18 protein-coding genes are annotated in these 15,246 nt (G+C 67.6%); 13 read left to right on the top strand and 5 right to left on the bottom strand.

Features of this window, described 5'->3' with window-relative positions:
* Positions 1-10: 10 nt before the first annotated feature.
* From SSA01S_RS06120 to SSA01S_RS06065, 12 genes are all read left to right on the top strand, one after another.
* Positions 11-451, top strand: a complete 441-nt coding sequence (locus SSA01S_RS06120) for a hypothetical protein (RefSeq protein WP_061779651.1) — start codon at positions 11-13, stop codon at positions 449-451.
* Positions 452-583: 132 nt separating this feature from the next.
* Positions 584-2,158, top strand: a complete 1,575-nt coding sequence (locus SSA01S_RS06115; protein WP_061779650.1) for a flagellar hook-length control protein FliK — start codon at positions 584-586, stop codon at positions 2,156-2,158.
* A gap of 11 nt (positions 2,159-2,169) precedes the next feature.
* Positions 2,170-2,877, top strand: coding sequence for a flagellar basal body-associated FliL family protein (locus SSA01S_RS06110; protein ID WP_061779649.1), 708 nt, complete (start codon positions 2,170-2,172; stop codon positions 2,875-2,877).
* Between the two features lie 72 nt (positions 2,878-2,949).
* Positions 2,950-3,861 (top strand): flagellar motor switch protein FliM, encoded by a 912-nt coding sequence (locus SSA01S_RS06105; protein ID WP_244885585.1) that lies wholly within the window; start codon positions 2,950-2,952, stop codon positions 3,859-3,861.
* Positions 3,858-4,148, top strand: coding sequence for a flagellar motor switch protein FliN (gene fliN, locus SSA01S_RS06100; RefSeq protein ID WP_007406148.1), 291 nt, complete (start codon positions 3,858-3,860; stop codon positions 4,146-4,148). The genes SSA01S_RS06105 and fliN overlap by 4 nt, the downstream gene beginning before the upstream one ends.
* Positions 4,149-4,156: 8 nt before the next feature.
* Positions 4,157-4,510 (top strand): FliO/MopB family protein, encoded by a 354-nt coding sequence (locus tag SSA01S_RS06095; RefSeq protein ID WP_058717966.1) that lies wholly within the window; start codon positions 4,157-4,159, stop codon positions 4,508-4,510.
* Positions 4,507-5,400, top strand: coding sequence for a flagellar type III secretion system pore protein FliP (fliP, locus tag SSA01S_RS06090; RefSeq protein WP_058733631.1), 894 nt, complete (start codon positions 4,507-4,509; stop codon positions 5,398-5,400). The genes SSA01S_RS06095 and fliP overlap by 4 nt, the downstream gene beginning before the upstream one ends.
* A gap of 299 nt (positions 5,401-5,699) precedes the next feature.
* Positions 5,700-5,969 (top strand): flagellar biosynthesis protein FliQ, encoded by a 270-nt coding sequence (gene fliQ / locus SSA01S_RS06085; RefSeq protein WP_058717964.1) that lies wholly within the window; start codon positions 5,700-5,702, stop codon positions 5,967-5,969.
* A gap of 4 nt (positions 5,970-5,973) precedes the next feature.
* The gene (fliR, locus tag SSA01S_RS06080) at positions 5,974-6,747 is read left to right on the top strand and encodes a flagellar biosynthetic protein FliR (RefSeq protein ID WP_058733632.1); all 774 of its coding nucleotides are present in this window, start codon (positions 5,974-5,976) and stop codon (positions 6,745-6,747) included.
* Positions 6,747-7,871, top strand: a complete 1,125-nt coding sequence (locus SSA01S_RS06075) for an EscU/YscU/HrcU family type III secretion system export apparatus switch protein (RefSeq protein ID WP_061779648.1) — start codon at positions 6,747-6,749, stop codon at positions 7,869-7,871. Before fliR ends, SSA01S_RS06075 begins: the two co-directional genes overlap by 1 nt.
* 100 nt (positions 7,872-7,971) lie before the next feature.
* Positions 7,972-9,435: a flagellar filament capping protein FliD gene (fliD, locus tag SSA01S_RS06070; RefSeq protein ID WP_061779647.1), complete on the top strand. Its 1,464-nt coding sequence runs from the start codon at positions 7,972-7,974 to the stop codon at positions 9,433-9,435.
* Between the two features lies 1 nt (position 9,436).
* Entirely contained in the window at positions 9,437-9,853 is a 417-nt protein-coding gene (locus tag SSA01S_RS06065) for a flagellar export chaperone FliS (RefSeq protein ID WP_058717960.1), read from the top strand.
* A 43-nt stretch (positions 9,854-9,896) separates the two neighbouring features.
* Here the strand turns inward: SSA01S_RS06065 and SSA01S_RS06060 are convergent, their stop codons facing one another.
* The 5 genes from SSA01S_RS06060 to argH all read right to left on the bottom strand — a co-directional run bounded on the left by SSA01S_RS06060 (position 9,897) and on the right by argH (position 14,624).
* Complete coding sequence (locus SSA01S_RS06060; protein ID WP_061779646.1) at positions 9,897-10,850, bottom strand: zinc transporter ZntB; 954 nt, start codon at positions 10,848-10,850, stop codon at positions 9,897-9,899.
* The gene (locus SSA01S_RS06055; protein WP_061779645.1) at positions 10,847-11,620 is read right to left on the bottom strand and encodes a precorrin-2 dehydrogenase/sirohydrochlorin ferrochelatase family protein; all 774 of its coding nucleotides are present in this window, start codon (positions 11,618-11,620) and stop codon (positions 10,847-10,849) included. Before SSA01S_RS06055 ends, SSA01S_RS06060 begins: the two co-directional genes overlap by 4 nt.
* 141 nt (positions 11,621-11,761) lie before the next feature.
* Complete coding sequence (lysA, locus tag SSA01S_RS06050) at positions 11,762-13,024, bottom strand: diaminopimelate decarboxylase (protein ID WP_061779644.1); 1,263 nt, start codon at positions 13,022-13,024, stop codon at positions 11,762-11,764.
* The gene (locus SSA01S_RS06045) at positions 13,024-13,260 is read right to left on the bottom strand and encodes a hypothetical protein (RefSeq protein ID WP_042487426.1); all 237 of its coding nucleotides are present in this window, start codon (positions 13,258-13,260) and stop codon (positions 13,024-13,026) included. The genes lysA and SSA01S_RS06045 overlap by 1 nt, the downstream gene beginning before the upstream one ends.
* Positions 13,257-14,624, bottom strand: a complete 1,368-nt coding sequence (argH, locus tag SSA01S_RS06040; protein ID WP_082794955.1) for an argininosuccinate lyase — start codon at positions 14,622-14,624, stop codon at positions 13,257-13,259. The genes SSA01S_RS06045 and argH overlap by 4 nt, the downstream gene beginning before the upstream one ends.
* A gap of 16 nt (positions 14,625-14,640) precedes the next feature.
* Here argH and SSA01S_RS06035 point away from each other — a divergent pair, with 16 nt between their 5' ends.
* Entirely contained in the window at positions 14,641-15,243 is a 603-nt protein-coding gene (locus tag SSA01S_RS06035) for a TlpA family protein disulfide reductase (RefSeq protein ID WP_061779643.1), read from the top strand.
* The last annotated feature ends 3 nt before the right edge of the window (positions 15,244-15,246 follow it).

Raw genomic sequence — 15,246 nt, 5'->3', positions numbered from 1 at the left:
GTAAGCTGACATGGCCTCCCGGCAACAGACGATGCTGAACCGGCTTCACCGGGTCCGCACGCTGCAACTCAACCTGACCCGCGCCGACGAGGCTCGCGCGCAGGAGCGGGTCGCGACCGAGCAGCAATTGTCGCAGCGTATCGCTCAGCTGGTCGAGGCGGTGTCGCCCATCGCCGCGCCCGCCACCGCCGCCGCTTCGTTGATGGCAAGCGCGCATTTTCGCGGCCGCCTGCTCGAATCGGCCGAGGCCGCAGCCTCGCGCGTCAGCGTTGCCGAGCGGCGCGCGGAGCAGGCCGCCGAGCAGACGCGCGAAGCCAAGCGCGATCAGACCGCCGTCGAAAAGCTGCTGGAACGCGCCCGTGCCGCCGCGATCCGTGCCGAAATGCGCGCGCTGGAGGACATGCCCGCCGCCGGTCCGCGCCGCTCGCAAAACCGGCACGATCCTTGCTGATGCGGGCCTGTCATGTCAGCCATTTCATCTTTCCTTGCGCCCGACGCACCGCCGCCCAGCCGGACGGCATCGGCCCGAACGCGGCCCGATAGCGGCACGGCGACCGGCCAACCCACCAGTTTTGCTGACTTTTTGAACGCCAAGTCGAATGCGGCCATCCCGACCGACGACAAGGCCGTCCATATCGTCGGCCGGGCGCTGGCCGATGACAACACGGATCGGGACGACACTCCGGCAACATCTGACGGTGAAGCGGCAGCGCAACCCGGCAACGTCTTGCCGACACCAACCTTGCCCCTGCCCTTGCCGGTCATAGCCGATCCAGCCGCACCTGTGGTGGCGGCGGATAGCCCGGTAACGGTGACGGTCGCCAGCGCCACCGTCGCGGTCACGACGACCCGCGCCGCGCCATCGCTCGCTCCGCAGCCTGTCTCTGCGTCACCATCGCCGGGCGACGCGACAGGTTTGCCATCGTCCGACATGGCCCTTTTGCTGGTCGACGGCGCACCAGTCCGTCCGGCCACGAACCCCATTGACGCGCAGCCTGTGCAGCCGACCGACGCAGCTCCGCCCTTGGTTGAGTCCACGACAGCGCGTCCGGCCGTCAGCCCCATCGACGCGCTGCCCGTGCCGCCGTCGATGGTTGTCCCGCTCGACGCCAGCACCACGGCCAAGCCCACAATCGACCCGACGATTCTGCAAACACTGCGCCAGACGACGGCATTGCCGACCACCACCACCGCCCTCGCGACGCCAGCGACGACGCCTGCGTTCCGGCTGGTCGCGATGCCGATGGCAGCGACAACCGAGCCAACGGCACCACCCAGCCTGCCGACCGGTCCCCTGACCGTGACCCAGCCTGCCCAGGCCAGCGCGACCATCGGTTTGCTGGCGACGGTGATGCCCCGGACCGTGCCGCCCGCCACACCGCCCGCGCCGGACGCCACGCTGACCGTGGTCGCACCGGACCGCGCGGGCGCGACGCTCGACAGCCAGACCGTCACGGCAACCACCCCGCCGCTCGCCATGACGCCCCTGCCCAGCGGTCCGTTGACCGTGACTCAGCCGGGCCAGGCGTCCGCAATGGTCGGGATACTGGCGGGGGCGCTGCGCGACCGGTCGACAACCAAGGCGCGCGACGAGGACCCGATCGACGGTCTCACGACCGCCACGACCAGCACCTTCGATCCCACCGCGCTGGCGACCGGCGAGCTGGCGCGTCCCGTGACCGCCGCCGGCGCGACCGATCAAAAGCCGCTCGACATGACCCAGGCGCATTGGCCGCAGGGCATGATCGAGCGCATCCACCGGATGCGCGAGGATGCCGCCACCGCCGACACGCGGATTCAGCTGTCACCCGACGCGCTGGGCGGGATCGCGGTCGCGATTCGCCATGACGCGGGCGGCACGCATCTGCACTTCACCGCCGAGCAGGCGCAGACCGCCACGATGCTGGCCGATGCCCATGCGACGCTCGCCCGGCTGGCCGAGGACAAGGGGATGCGGCTCGGCGACACGGCCGTCGCGACGGGCGGCATGGCGGGGTCCGATATGGGCCAGTCGATGCGCGACCAGCGCGCGCCCGCGCAGCCCATGCCCGTGATGCCGACCCGGCCGCGCAGCCCGGATACCAGTCTTTCCGACGAGGCGGAGGCCGGATCGTCCGCCACCACCTCTCCCACCACCCCATCCACCCGAATCGCCTGAGGAACTGAGCAATGAGCGACGCGAAAGACACATCCGCCGAGGACGCGCCCAAGAAGAAGAAGGGCAAACTCGGCAAGATCATCATCATGGTCGTCGGCGTGCTCGTCCTGCTGGGCGGCGGTGTCGGCGCGGGCCTCTATGCCGCCAGCTCCGGGCTGATCGGCGGCCATGGCAGCTCCGAGAAGGACAAGGCCGCCAAGGAGGAAGCCGAGGCCGATGCCAGCCATCCGGGGCCCAAGCTGGTTCCCAAGTCCGAGCAGAAGCGTGCCGGCGCCGAGGGTGAGGGCGGCGAAGGCGGTCATGGCGGCGGCGAAGGTGGCGGCCATGGCGAGGGCGGCGAAGGCGGCGACACGCACGAGAATGTCGGCATGAAGACGCCCGTCGGCGACGGCGGCGAGCGTTATGCCTCCAACTACTACCAGCTTCCCAAGGACTTCACCTCGAACCTGCGCGACTCGGTGCATATCGTCCAGGTCGGCCTCGCCGTCTCGACCCCCTATGACGATACGGTCATCAATAATCTGAAGACCAACGACCTGGCGGTCCGCTCGGCGATCCTGCTGACCCTGGGCGATGCCAGTGAGGACATGGTGACCTCGGGCGAGGGCAAGCGCCAGCTGCAACGCCGCCTAGTGGACTCGATCAACGAGATTCTTCGCCAAAAGGAGGGATTCGGCGGCATCGCTAACGTCTACTTTACCAATTTCGTTGTTCAGTGAGGCATGGTTAACGCCGCCCCTCAGGTTGAACGACGCGAACGCGCCCGTGATCAGTATGTCGCTGATCACGGCGTGCTGGGTTCGCACAAGATCAATCCGTTCGGCGACCTTCACACGATGCAGCATCTGTCCGCGCGCCTGGCGCGGACGTTGCGTGGATTGTTCGAATCGCTCCTGCGCGAGGAACTGCGCTGCTGGGCCGAGCCGCTGGTCGTCCAGCGCTTTTCCGATTACCGGGCCGAACGTGGCGACGGCCTGAGCGCCTGGCTGCCCATGGTCATGACGTCGATGAACGGCATGACCAACGATGCCCAGGCCCTGATCGTCATCGAGGGCGGTTTCGGCCTGTCCCTGATCGACCTGTTCTTCGGCGGCACCGGTGCGGTGCCCGATCCGCTGCCGCCCGAATTCTCGCCCGCGGCCGAGGCGATGGTGACCCAGCTGGGCGACATGATGGCGACGCCGATGCGCAACGCCTGGGAATCGCTCGCTCGGCTCGACTTCCGCGCCGGTCGCCCCGAATCCTCGCCCGCCCTGCTGTCGGGGATCGAGGCCGAGGACGCGATGATCGTCACCCGTTTCGGCATCGCGCGACAGGATCGTCGCCCCTCGATGCTCGACATCCTCTATCCGGTCAGCGCGCTGAAGCCGCATGGCTCCGCCCTGACCGGCAAGGTCGTCGACAAGCAGGGCGAGGCGCATCCCACCTGGCGCGGCGACCTGACCCGTGCGGTGATGACCGTGCGCTTCCCGGTCCGCTCCGTGCTGGCCGAACCCGTCGTGCCGCTCAGCCGCCTGATGGAGCTGAAGACCGGTGACGTGATCCCGATCAGTTTCGGCCCGGAAGTGCCGGTGATGGTCGGTGGCGACTTGCTCGGCACGGGCACCGTCGGCACCTCCAACGGCCGCGCCGCGGTCCAGCTTACCTCGCTCGCCCGGCCGCCCGAGGCGATCGCGCAATCCTACGAAGGACATCACGAATGAACGACATGGCCGGGGGTTTCCCCGTCGACACATCGGTCGCGGCCAATTTCCGGCTGCTCCAGGATGTCGACGTCAAGCTGACCGTAGAGATCGGCTCGACCCAGCTGTCGCTGCGCGAGCTGCTGGCGCTGTCCGAATCGAGCGTCATCGAGCTGGACCGCCAGGCCAATGAGCTGCTCGACGTGCTGGTCAACGGCACGCTGATCGGCCGCGGCGAGGTGGTGACGGTCGGCGACCGCTTCGGCGTGCGCATGACCGAGCTGGTCAACCCCGACAAGCGCGGCTGATCCATCCCATGCTCTGGTCCTACATCCTGAAACTGGTCGTCCTGCTGCCGCTGATCTGCGGCCTGATGATCGGGTGCCTGTACCTCTGGCGGCGGCTGGAAAGCCGGATGCCGGGGCGGCCCGCGACGCGGCTGATCCAGGTGCGCGAGACGATGATGATCTCGCCCGGCCTGCGCCTGGCGGTCATCGAGTTCGAGGGGCGCAACCTGCTCGTCTCGGTCGGCCGCGGCGGTGTCCAGCTGGTCGACAAGGTCGAGGGCAAGGGCCCCGCGACGCCGGTCACGCCGACGCCGATGGAGCCGATGACCGCGCGCGGCCGTGACTTCGTGTCGCGCTTCGCACCCAAGAAGTTCGACCAGTGAGCATTTCCGTCACCCGCCGGGGCACCGGCCCCGCGCTGATCCGCACGCGCCAGGACGCACGCCCTTCGCGCAGCCTGAAGCCGCTGTGGATACTCCTGGCCCTGCTGCTGGCCTTCGTCATCGCGATGCCCGCCTTTGCCCAAGCGACGCCCGCCGCCGCACCGGTCGCGGCTCCGGCCGCCGCTCCGGCTCCCGGAGTAGGCGACGCGGTCGATCGCGCGATCGGCCAGCTGGGCGGCGGCGCCAATGGCGGTTCGGGATCGCTGAGCCTGTCGCTCCAGGTCCTGATCATCATGGGCCTGCTGACGATCCTGCCGGGCATCATCCTGATGATGACCAGCTTCACCCGGATCGTCATCGTGCTCGCCATCCTGCGCCAGGCGCTGGGCCTGCAACAGACCCCGCCCAACCAGGTGCTGATCGGCCTGTCGGTCTTCCTGTCGCTGTTCATCATGGCGCCGACCATCAACCAGATGAACACGCAAGCCATCCAGCCCTATGCCGAGGGCAAACTGCCCGGCACCGAGATGATCAAGGCGGCCGGCGCGCCGCTCCACGCCTTCATGGCCAAGCAGACCCGGATCAAGGACGTGACGATGTTCGCCGAAATGGCGAAGTCGGGCCCCTATGCCAGCCCCAACGACATTCCCTATTCGGTGCTGCTGCCCGCCTTCGTCACCTCGGAGCTGAAGACCGCCTTCCAGATCGGCTTCCTGATCTTCCTGCCCTTCATCGTCATCGACCTGGTGGTCGCCACCGTGCTGATGGCGCTGGGCATGATGATGCTGTCGCCCTCGATCATCTCGCTGCCGTTCAAGCTGCTGCTGTTCGTGCTGGTCGATGGATGGGCACTGACCATGGGCAGTTTGGCCAACAGTTTCGCGACGTAGCGGGGGCTTAAGCGGCACGGCCCTTATTCCTCCCCTTGCAGGGGAGGGGGACCATGCGCAGCATGGTGGAGGGGTGTCACCGCTTGCGAGGATGGACCTCGAGCGCGAACCGGGACACCCCTCCGTCAGGCCTACGGCCTGCCACCTCCCCTGCAAGGGGAGGAATGAGTCGAGGCTGAATTCCGGCATTTCGGCGTCGCGTGGCAGGCCTTCGTTAACCAATCTCAACCATAATCCGTGTCAGCCCGAAGCCATGCCAAGGGTCATGCAAACACCCCCTATGGGACGAAGACCGCATCATGGACGCCGAATATTTCCTGACGCTGGCCAACCAGACCATGTGGGTGCTGGCGCTCGCCGCCGCGCCGATCCTGTTGCCGGTGCTGGTGTCGGGCCTGGTCATCGGCATGGTGCAGGCCGCGACCTCGATCAACGAGCAGACCTTGTCCTTCGTGCCCAAGCTGATCGTCGTCGCCGTGTCGATCCTGATCTTCGGCAGCCTGATCATGGGCCTGCTGAGCGACTTCACCGTCAGCATGTTCGAGCGCATCCCGGACCTGGTCAAGTAATAGCATGCTGGGCTTCGGCCTCTCGATCGAGCCGCAGGCCTGGGCGATCCTGTTCATCATGATCCGGGTCGGGGCGGCGTTCATCACCGCGCCGGTGTTCGGCGCGGTGTCGATCCCCCTGCCGGTGCGCATCAGCCTGGCCGGGGCCATCGCCTTTCTGGTCAACATGGCGCACCCCGTCGTGCCGCCGCCCGTGATCTTCGCGGTCCCCACCATCATGGCCGTCGTCGCCGAGGCGATCGTGGGCCTGGCGCTCGGCCTGATCCTGCAGGTCGCCTTCACCGCCCCCCTGGTCGCCAGCGAGCTGATCGGCGGGTCGATGGGCATCAACTTCGCCGCCACGATCGATCCGCTCAACGGCCGCTCAACCCAGGCGCTGGGCCAGTTCTTCACGGTGATGCTGACCCTGTTGTTCCTGTCGGTCGACGGGCACCTCGTCCTGGTCGACACGATCGTCAAAAGCTACACCGCACTCCCGCCCGGCCAGGCATGGATGGGTCCGGCGCAGTTCCGGGCGATCGCGCTGTTCGGCTCTTACGCATTCCTGGCGGGGCTGTTGCTGGCGCTGCCGGTCGGGTTCCTGCTGCTGTGCCTGAACCTCGTCATGGGGATGATGAGCCGCGCGGCCCCCTCGCTCAACCTGTTCTCGGTCGGCCTGCCCGCCTCGCTGACCATCGGCGTCATCGCCATCGCCATCGCCTTCCCCGCCATGGGTGACTATATGCTGGTCATCATCCGCGAGGGCCTTGCCGCCACCGAAACGCTGGTGCTCGGCTGATGTCGGAGGGCGGCGAAAAGACAGAAGCCCCAACCCAAAAGCGCCGCCAAAAGGCGCGCGAGGATGGGCAGATCCTGCGCAGCAAGGACCTTGCGGCGGCGCTGGTGATGATGGCGGGCATCGCCTGGCTGATGTTCGCAGGGCCGACGCTAATCGGCGCGTGCAAGGCGGTGATGGCGACGAGTTTCCAGTTCACCCATGCCGATGTCGAGGATTTCGAGCCCTTCCGCCCGCTGGTCGAGGCGGGGTGGAAGATCCTGCCCTCGATGGCTTCGCTGTTCGCGGTCACCGTCGTCGCGACCATCGCGTCGCAGGCGGGCCTCGGCTCGCTGCAATTCAATCCTAAGGCGATCGCGCCCAAGCCGTCCAAGCTGAACCCCGCCTCGGGCCTGAAGCGAATCTTCGGGCCGCAGGGGTGGATCGAACTCGGCAAGTCGCTGGTGAAGGTCGTGCTGCTCGGCGCGATCGGCGCGTATATGCTGTGGCGCACCACGCGCCCGACGCTGGGCCTGGCGCAGAGCGACATCAACGGTGCGATCGGCGAGCTGGGCGGCACCTTCATCACCATCCTGCTGGTGATGGGGTTCGGCCTAATCCTGATCGCCGGGTTCGACGTGCCGATCCAGATCTTCCAGCTGTTCTCCAAGCTCAAGATGACCAAGCAAGAGATCAAGGACGAGCATAAGGAAGCCGAAGGCAGTCCCGAGGCCAAGGGGCATATCCGCGCCAAGCAGCGCGAGATGTCGCAGCGGGCGGTGCGCGCGGCGGTCAAGGAAGCGCATGTCATCCTGACCAACCCGACCCATTTCGCCGTCGCGCTGCGCTACGAGCGCGGCCAGGACGAGGTGCCGGTGGTCGTCGCCAAGGGACGCGGCGCGACCGCACTAGCCATTCGCGAACTCGCCGCCGAGCTGGATACGCCGGTGCTCGAATATCCGCAGCTGGCTCGTGCGGTCTATTATACCAGCCGCGAGGGCCAGGAGGTACGCCCCGACCTGTATCAGGCGATCGCGGTCGTCCTTGCCTTCGTCTTCGGCCTCAACGCCGGGGCGGGCGGCACGTCGCAGCCGCCGGTCGAGGTGCCGGTCGGCGCCCGCTTCGACGAAAACGGCGTCGCCCAGTGACGGGTTCGCTCCCCCTGAAACCGTTCGGTTCGTCGCATCCCGCTAAATCTTCTCGCCGGCGGGCCGTTAACGATGGTGAACCCGTGTCGGAGCCCCGTCGATGACCACCATTTCCTCGACTTCCTCAGCGTCGTCGACCCCGACGCCGACACCATCGACGACCGATGCGACCAAAACCGCCGCCCAGGCGCTGTTCAATTCGTTGCAGGCCGGTTCGGGCATCGACCTGTCCACCTTGGTCCCCGGCCTGATCCAGGCCCAGTTCGCCAGCCGCAACGCCGCCCTGAAGGCGAAGGCGGACACCTTGACCGCGCAGATTTCGGCGACCTCGACGATCATGAGCTCGATCACCGACTTCGCCAGCTCGCTCGCGTCGATCGCCAGCGGCGGCACGCTCGCGACGCAGGCGACCAGCAGCAATTCGTCAGTGCTGAGCGTGACGACCCAGGCGGGCGCGAAACTGTCCGGCCTGTCCAAGTCGATCACGGTCAGCGCGCTGGCGACCGCGCAGACCAGCGTCACCAAGAGCAGCTATGACCGGACCGCCTCGATGGGCACCGGCAAGCTGACCATCCAGGTCGGATCGAACACGGCGGTCGACGTCAGCTTCGCGGACGGATCGAACCCGACGATCGACCAGGTCGCGTCGCAGATCAACGCGGCCAAGACCGGCGTGACCGCCTCGGTCATCTCCGACGTCGATGGCAAGGCCTATCTGTCCTTCACCGGGCCCACCGGCTCGGCCAACAGCTTCACCATCAGCGCGACGGAGGGCGATCAGGCCGGCCTGTCCAATTTCGCGGTGGGCAATAACGCGACCACCACGAACAACGTCTCCACCGCGGCCAATGCTCAGATGAAGGTCGATGGCGTGTCGATTCAGCGCGCCAGCAACAGCTTCAGCGATCTGGTGCCGGGCGTCGTCATGACGCTGAACGCGGTGTCGACCTCGGCCGTCTCGCTGACCGGCACCACGCCGACCGACGCGCTGACCTCGATCGTCTCGCAGTTCGTAACGACCTATAACGACAAGATCGGCGAGCTGAACAAGGAGCTCGATCCCCAGAATGGCGACCTGCGCTCCAACGTGGCGGCGCGCTCCCTGGCCGTGTCGCTGGGGCGGCTGACCACGGCGAAGATCGTACCCGGCGACCCCAATTCGCCGGGCCCGAAGACGCTGGCCGATCTGGGCGTGGGCACCAACAAGGACGGCACGCTGAAGGTCGATGCGACGCGGCTTTCAAAGGTAATGGCGCAATATCCCGATGCGGTGGAACAGATGTTCCAGTCGAGCGGCGACAATCTGATCGGCCTGTCGGCGCAGCTGAACAGCATCCAGATGTCGGCGACCAGCACGATCTACGGCCTGGGGGCGACGGCAAGGCAGTTGAACCAGGATCAAAGCGCCAACACGCTGGCCCAGAGCAATCTGGCCGATGACCAGAGCAGCGCCCAGGATCGGATGACCGCGCAGTTCTCGGCAATGAACGCGCGCGTCGCCAGCTACAAGTCGACGCAGAGCTTCATAGACCAGCAGGTCAAGATGTGGACGAAGAGCAACTGATATGGGCTACGCAACCGGACTGCTCGCCGATCCTGCGGCCACCTATCGCCAGATCGACGTCGTCGGCCGCACCGCGACCGCGGACGGGCCCGAGCTGGTCCAGCTTCTGTACGAGGAACTCATCTCGTCGCTCCGCTCGGCCGCCTGGGCGACCGAACATGGCCAGCTCGCGCGCAAGAGCGAGCGGGTAACGCGCGCCACCGCGATCCTGTTCGCGCTGGAGGCCGGGCTCGATTTCGAGAATGGCGGCGACATATCGATCACCTTCGCCAAGCTTTACACGGGCGCGCGGCGGCAGATCGTCGAGGGTTCGCTCGACCAGAATCCGCAGGTGTTCCGTGACGTCGCCGCCAGCATCGCCGACATCGCCGAGGCGTGGGAAACCGTGCGTCAGATGAACAAGAAGAAGGCGGTATAAGGGGCGGCTCCGTTCCGCGCGCGAGGACCGTCGGCCCCGGCCCTTACCGCCGGAACCAGTGGCGCTGGACGAAATAGATGACGATCCCCGCCGCGATGGCGGCGCACGATCCCAGGATCGCGTCGAACGCCCAGGGCTCCTCGGCATAGGGCAGGTTCTTGACGTTCATCCCGTATAATCCGGTGATGAAGGTCAGCGGCAGGAACACCATCGCGACGATCGAGATGAGCAGCGCGCGATTGTCGATCTGTTCGGCGCGCATGTCGCTGAGCGTTTCGTGGATCAGCGCGGCGCGTTCGCGGATCGATTCCAGCTCCTCGGCCATGCGCGCCGCCCGGTCGGCGGCGGCGGACAGGTGCAGCCGGTCGTCATCGGCCAGCCAGTCGCCTGGCAGCGCCGCCAGCTTTTCCAGCGCCGCCCGCTGCGGATTGAGGAAGCGACGATAGCCGATCGCGGCGACGCGCACCCGGCTGACCGTGCGGCGCAACTGGAAGACGCGGTGCTCGTCCAGCTGCTCCTCGCATCCGTCGAGTTCGTCGCCCAGATTGGCGACATCCGGGTCCATGTCGCTGGTGATCGCGGTGGCGAAGGCGGTGATCAGGTCGCCCGGATCGGCGACCCGGCCCTCCTCCACCTCCTTGCGCACCGTATCGACCGCCACCAACGGGCGGCGGGTAACCGAATAGACCTTGCCCTTCGCCGCCCAGATGCGGACCGAGGCAAGCATGTCCGACCCGTCCAGCGGCTCGCTGCTCCGCCCGCGCAGGTTCAGGAACGCCCCCTCGCCCACCGCCTCGCAGCGCGGCCGCGTCTCGGTCGCGGTCAGCGAGTCAATGACATAATCCGCCAGATGCGCCGAATCGCGCAGCCAGCGCTGCGCCACCGCATCATTGGTTTCCAGATGTACCCAGACCAGTCGCGCCTTGGCCTCCACCGCCTCGCGGATCGGGATGGGGGCGGCATGGCCTTGATCGATGCGATAGGCAAAGCCGGTCATGCGGAAACGTCCATGGCGAGGTCGACGATCTGCCCCTCGCCCGGTTCCGCCGGAAGCGCGTCGCAGGCGATCCGCACCGCATCGGCGCGGGCGCGATCAAGGATAGCGGGCGGCACATCGGCGCGGTGATAGACCCGGTCGGCCGCCGCCAGTGCCCGCGCCTGGCGCAGGGTCAGGTCGTCGGGATCGGTGGAGGTGAGGACGAACGCCGCGACCTCGGCCGCCGGACGGTCGGCACGCGCCAGCCAGCCCGCGACATCGGTCTGTCCCGCCAGCGGATCGAGTGCACCGCCCGGCGACAACGCTGCACCGATCGCCCGCCGCCGCTCCGCGCCATCGGGAAAGCGGGCGCGCAGGGCGCTGCGGGCGGCATATAGCCCCTCGGCCAGGATACCCAGCCCGGCGGGGAGCAACGTCTCCAGCCGCTGGCGGAGCGCCGCCGCCAGCCCGGCCGACACGCCGCCGGTGCCGATCGCGACGATCACCGGCCCGCGCTCGACGATGGCGGGCAGCGTGAAGTCGCACGCCGCCGGACGGTCGACCGCGTTGACCAGCACGCCGCGCGCCTTCAGCCGGGCGATGGCGGCTTGCGCTTCGTCCTCATCCTCGATCGCGACGATGGCGAGCGCGGCCTGCGCGTCCTCGCCAACGACCTGCGCCCCGGCGCGGTCGAGCAGACGGCGCTTGGCCTCGGCGGGTTCGCCCTCGCCCAGCAGGATCACCGGGCGGCCATTCAGCCGGACGAACAGCGGCAAGCTGGCGAGGCTCACGTCACTATTCCTCCCCTATAAGGGGAGGGGAACCAGCGAAGCTGGTGGAGGGGTGTCCTGCTATCGAGAGGGGTGACACCCCTCCGTCAGGCCTGACGGCCTGCCACCTCCCCTTACAGGGGAGGAAGGCAGCATATGCCGTCACTTCTTCAGCCACTCCGGCACGCGCTCGGCGGCGATGATCGTCTCGGCGGCGATGCGGTCGGCCACGACGGCGAAGCGGTCGCCCTCGACCATGACTTCGGGGACGAGCGGACGGCTGTTATAGGTCGACGCCATGGTCGCGCCATAAGCCCCGGCGGTACGGAACACGGCGAGGTCGCCCGACTTCACCGCGTCGATCTCGCGGTTCATGCCGAAGGTATCGCCCGTCTCGCACACCGGCCCCGCGATATTCGCCATCATCGTCTCGCCGGTCGGCTTCACCGCGACGAAATCGTGATGCGCGTCATAGAGCGCAGGCCGCATCAGGTCGTTCATCGCCGCATCGACGATGACATACGGATTGGCGACGCCGGGCTTCACCCAAACGACTTCGGTCGCCAGCACCCCGGCATTGCCCGCGATCACCCGGCCCGGCTCGAACATCAGCTCGACGTCCCAGTCCTTGGTCACGCGCGCGACCATCTCGCCATAGGCGGCGGGCGCGGGCATGACGTCGCCAGGCTTGTACGGCACGCCCAGGCCACCGCCCAGGTCGACGCGGGTGATGCGATGCCCTGCCCCGCGCAGTTCCGCGACCAGCTCGCCGACGCGCTTATAGGCGGCCTCCAGCGGCGCGAGGTCGCCCAGCTGGCTGCCGATGTGGCAGGCGACACCCTTCAGGTCGATGCCGGGCAGCCCCGCCAGACGGTCGAACATGCCCAGCGCCTGGTCGATCGGCACGCCGAACTTGTTTTCCTTCCGGCCCGTGGAAATCTTGGCATGGGTGCCCGCATCGACGTCCGGGTTCACCCGCAGCGTGGCGGGCGCAACGAGACCACGCTCATGCGCCAGCTCGGCAAGGACCGCGCCCTCTTCCTCCAGCTCCAGGTTGAACTGGCCGATCCCGGCTTCCAATGCGGCGACCAGCTCGGCGCGGGTCTTGCCGACGCCCGAGAACACGATGTCCTCCGCCTTCATCCCCGCCGCCAGCGCCCGGCGCATCTCGCCGACCGAGACGACGTCCGCGCCGTACCCTTCATCGGCCAGCACGCGCAGCACGGCAAGGTTCGGGTTTGCCTTGATCGCATAGGCCAGGTGGACGCGCGGCAGGGCGCTCAGCCCCTCGCGGAACACCTGCGCATGACGGCGAAAGGTCGAGGCGGAGTAGATATAGACCGGCGTGCCGACTTCGGCGGCGATCCGGGATACGGGCACATCCTCCACATGGAGTTCGCCGTCTTGGAAATGAAAATGGTCCATCAGCGGGGGGGCAAATCGAATTCGTCCGAACGCCGATCCTGCGACTGGGTCATCAGTTCGTCGGAGCGTTGCGGGCGTTGTTGGGGGGTGGCCGTCAGCAATTGCTGCGGCGTCGGGGTCGCGGTGGCGCCGCGCGGCGCGACCGGCAGGCTCTCGCCCTTGGCCGGTTGCAGCCGGTTGGCCGCGCCACAGCCGGTCAGCGCCAGCGCGACCAGCAGGGCGAGCGCGGGCTTCATGCCCGCAGACCCCGCGCGGTCGCGATGGCGGCGCGGACATTGGCGGGCGCGGTGCCGCCGAAGCTGACCCGGCTGGCGACCGAGGCATCGACCGACAGCACGTCATAGATGCTGTCGTTGATGCGCGCGTCGATGCCGGTCAGGTCGTCGATCGACAGCTGGTGCAGCATCACGCCCTTCTCCTCGGCCAGCTTCACCGCACGACCGGTGATGTGATGCGCCTCGCGGAAGGGAATGCCGCCGACCCGCACCAGCCAGTCGGCCAGGTCGGTCGCGGTCGAGAAGCCCGCCTCCGCCACGGCCCGCATCCGCTCGGTGCGGAATGTCGCGCTCTCGACCATGCCAGTCATCGCTGCGATCGACAGCGCCAGCAGGTCGTGCGCCTCGAACACCGGCGGCTTGTCGTCCTGCATGTCCTTGGAATAGGCGAGAGGCAGGCCCTTCATCGTGACCATCAGGCTGGTCATGCAGCCCATAATGCGGCCCGCATGACCCCGCACCAGCTCGGCCGCGTCAGGGTTGCGCTTCTGCGGCATGATCGAGCTGCCGGTCGACCATTGGTCGGACAGCGCGACGAAGCCGAAGGGCTGCGACGCCCAGAGCACGAACTCCTCGGCCAGCCGCGACAGGTGCAGCGAGCAGTTGGTCGCCGCCTGCAGATAGTCGATCGCGAAGTCGCGGTCGCTGACCGCATCCAGCGAGTTGCGCGTTGGCTCGTCGAAGCCCAGCGCCTGCGCCGTCATGTGCCGGTCGACCGGAAAGCCCGTCCCCGCCAGCGCCGCCGAACCCAGCGGGCACTGGTTCATCCGTGCCCGCGCCGCGACGAAGCGGCTGGCATCGCGCACGATCATCTCGTGATAGGCCATCAGGTGATGACCCAGCGTCACCGGCTGTGCGGATTGCAGGTGGGTGAAGCCCGGCATCACGCTGTCGGCATGGTCCTCGGCCCGCGTCAGCAATGCATTCCGCAACGCGCCGAGTGCGGCCAGCGTCTCGTCGATCGCGTCACGCACCCACAGGCGGAAATCGGTCGCCACCTGGTCGTTGCGCGACCGCGCCGTGTGCAGACGCCCCGCGACCGGGCCGATCAACGCCGCCAACTTCGCCTCGGTCTGCATATGGATGTCTTCGAGGGTCAGGTCCTCCGACACGCCGTTGGCGGCATAATCCTCGGCGACCTGGTCCAGCCCAGCGGAAATCGTCGCGGCGTCCTCCGCCGAGACGATGCCCTGTTTGCCCAGCATCGCGACATGCGCTTTCGACCCGGCGATGTCCTGTTTCCACAATCGCTTGTCGAAGGGAATGGACGCGTTTATCTCGCGCATCACTGCGGCGGGACCTTCTGCGAAGCGCCCGCCCCACATTGCGTTGGAGCCGCCCATGTCGTCGCGTACCGTGATCGCCTGTCTCCTGGGGCTGATGGTCGCCGGGTGCGATAAGCAAAGCCCCGCCCCGGAGCAAGCCGCCAACACTACCAGCGGGGAAGTTTCGAGCGGCGAAGTCACGGGGGGCGAGGTCGCTTCCTCCACCCCGCAAGCCCCCAAGCCCGCCGGAGCGGTCGACCGCAGCCACAAGGGCGAGGCCGCGCCAACGCTGGGCTTCACCACGCTGGACGGCAAGCCCGCGACGCTGGCCGATTTTCGGGGCAAGCCGGTGCTGGTCAACCTCTGGGCGACCTGGTGCGGGCCGTGCATCGCCGAGATGCCGACGCTGGCCGCCACCGCCGCACGGCTGAAGGGCAAGGTCGCAGTCATCGCGGTCAGCCAGGACCTGGACGGGTCGAAGGTCGCGTCCTTCCTGTCGGGCAAGAAGCTCGATGCGCTGCCCGTCTATCTCGACCCGAAGATCGGGCTGAGCACCCATTATCACGCCAACCTGCCGACCACGATCCTGTTCGACAAGACCGGCCATGAACTGTGGCGCGTGACCGGCGGCTTCGACTGGGCCGGGGCCGAAGCGGGAAAATTATTGGCCGAGGCCTGAAAA

This window comes from Sphingomonas sanguinis NBRC 13937 (genome assembly GCF_001591005.1).
GTDB lineage: Bacteria > Pseudomonadota > Alphaproteobacteria > Sphingomonadales > Sphingomonadaceae > Sphingomonas > Sphingomonas sanguinis.
The sequence above is the reverse complement of the archived record's forward strand: the minus strand, read 5'-3'. Positions and strand labels throughout refer to the sequence as shown.

Excerpts from the sequence above, each read along its gene's own strand:
- SSA01S_RS06065 (WP_058717960.1), top strand. The coding sequence starts at position 9,437 with ATGGGCTACGCAACCGGACTGCTCGCCGATCCTGCGGCCACCTATCGC.
- fliN (WP_007406148.1), top strand. The coding sequence starts at position 3,858 with ATGAACGACATGGCCGGGGGTTTCCCCGTCGACACATCGGTCGCGGCC.
- lysA (WP_061779644.1), bottom strand. The coding sequence starts at position 13,024 with ATGGACCATTTTCATTTCCAAGACGGCGAACTCCATGTGGAGGATGTG.
- SSA01S_RS06110 (WP_061779649.1), top strand. The coding sequence starts at position 2,170 with ATGAGCGACGCGAAAGACACATCCGCCGAGGACGCGCCCAAGAAGAAG.
- fliQ (WP_058717964.1), top strand. The coding sequence starts at position 5,700 with ATGGACGCCGAATATTTCCTGACGCTGGCCAACCAGACCATGTGGGTG.
- SSA01S_RS06120 (WP_061779651.1), top strand. The coding sequence starts at position 11 with ATGGCCTCCCGGCAACAGACGATGCTGAACCGGCTTCACCGGGTCCGC.
- SSA01S_RS06075 (WP_061779648.1), top strand. The coding sequence starts at position 6,747 with ATGTCGGAGGGCGGCGAAAAGACAGAAGCCCCAACCCAAAAGCGCCGC.
- SSA01S_RS06060 (WP_061779646.1), bottom strand. The coding sequence starts at position 10,850 with ATGACCGGCTTTGCCTATCGCATCGATCAAGGCCATGCCGCCCCCATC.
- SSA01S_RS06095 (WP_058717966.1), top strand. The coding sequence starts at position 4,157 with ATGCTCTGGTCCTACATCCTGAAACTGGTCGTCCTGCTGCCGCTGATC.
- fliD (WP_061779647.1), top strand. The coding sequence starts at position 7,972 with ATGACCACCATTTCCTCGACTTCCTCAGCGTCGTCGACCCCGACGCCG.
- SSA01S_RS06035 (WP_061779643.1), top strand. The coding sequence starts at position 14,641 with ATGTCGTCGCGTACCGTGATCGCCTGTCTCCTGGGGCTGATGGTCGCC.
- fliR (WP_058733632.1), top strand. The coding sequence starts at position 5,974 with ATGCTGGGCTTCGGCCTCTCGATCGAGCCGCAGGCCTGGGCGATCCTG.
- argH (WP_082794955.1), bottom strand. The coding sequence starts at position 14,624 with ATGTGGGGCGGGCGCTTCGCAGAAGGTCCCGCCGCAGTGATGCGCGAG.
- SSA01S_RS06045 (WP_042487426.1), bottom strand. The coding sequence starts at position 13,260 with ATGAAGCCCGCGCTCGCCCTGCTGGTCGCGCTGGCGCTGACCGGCTGT.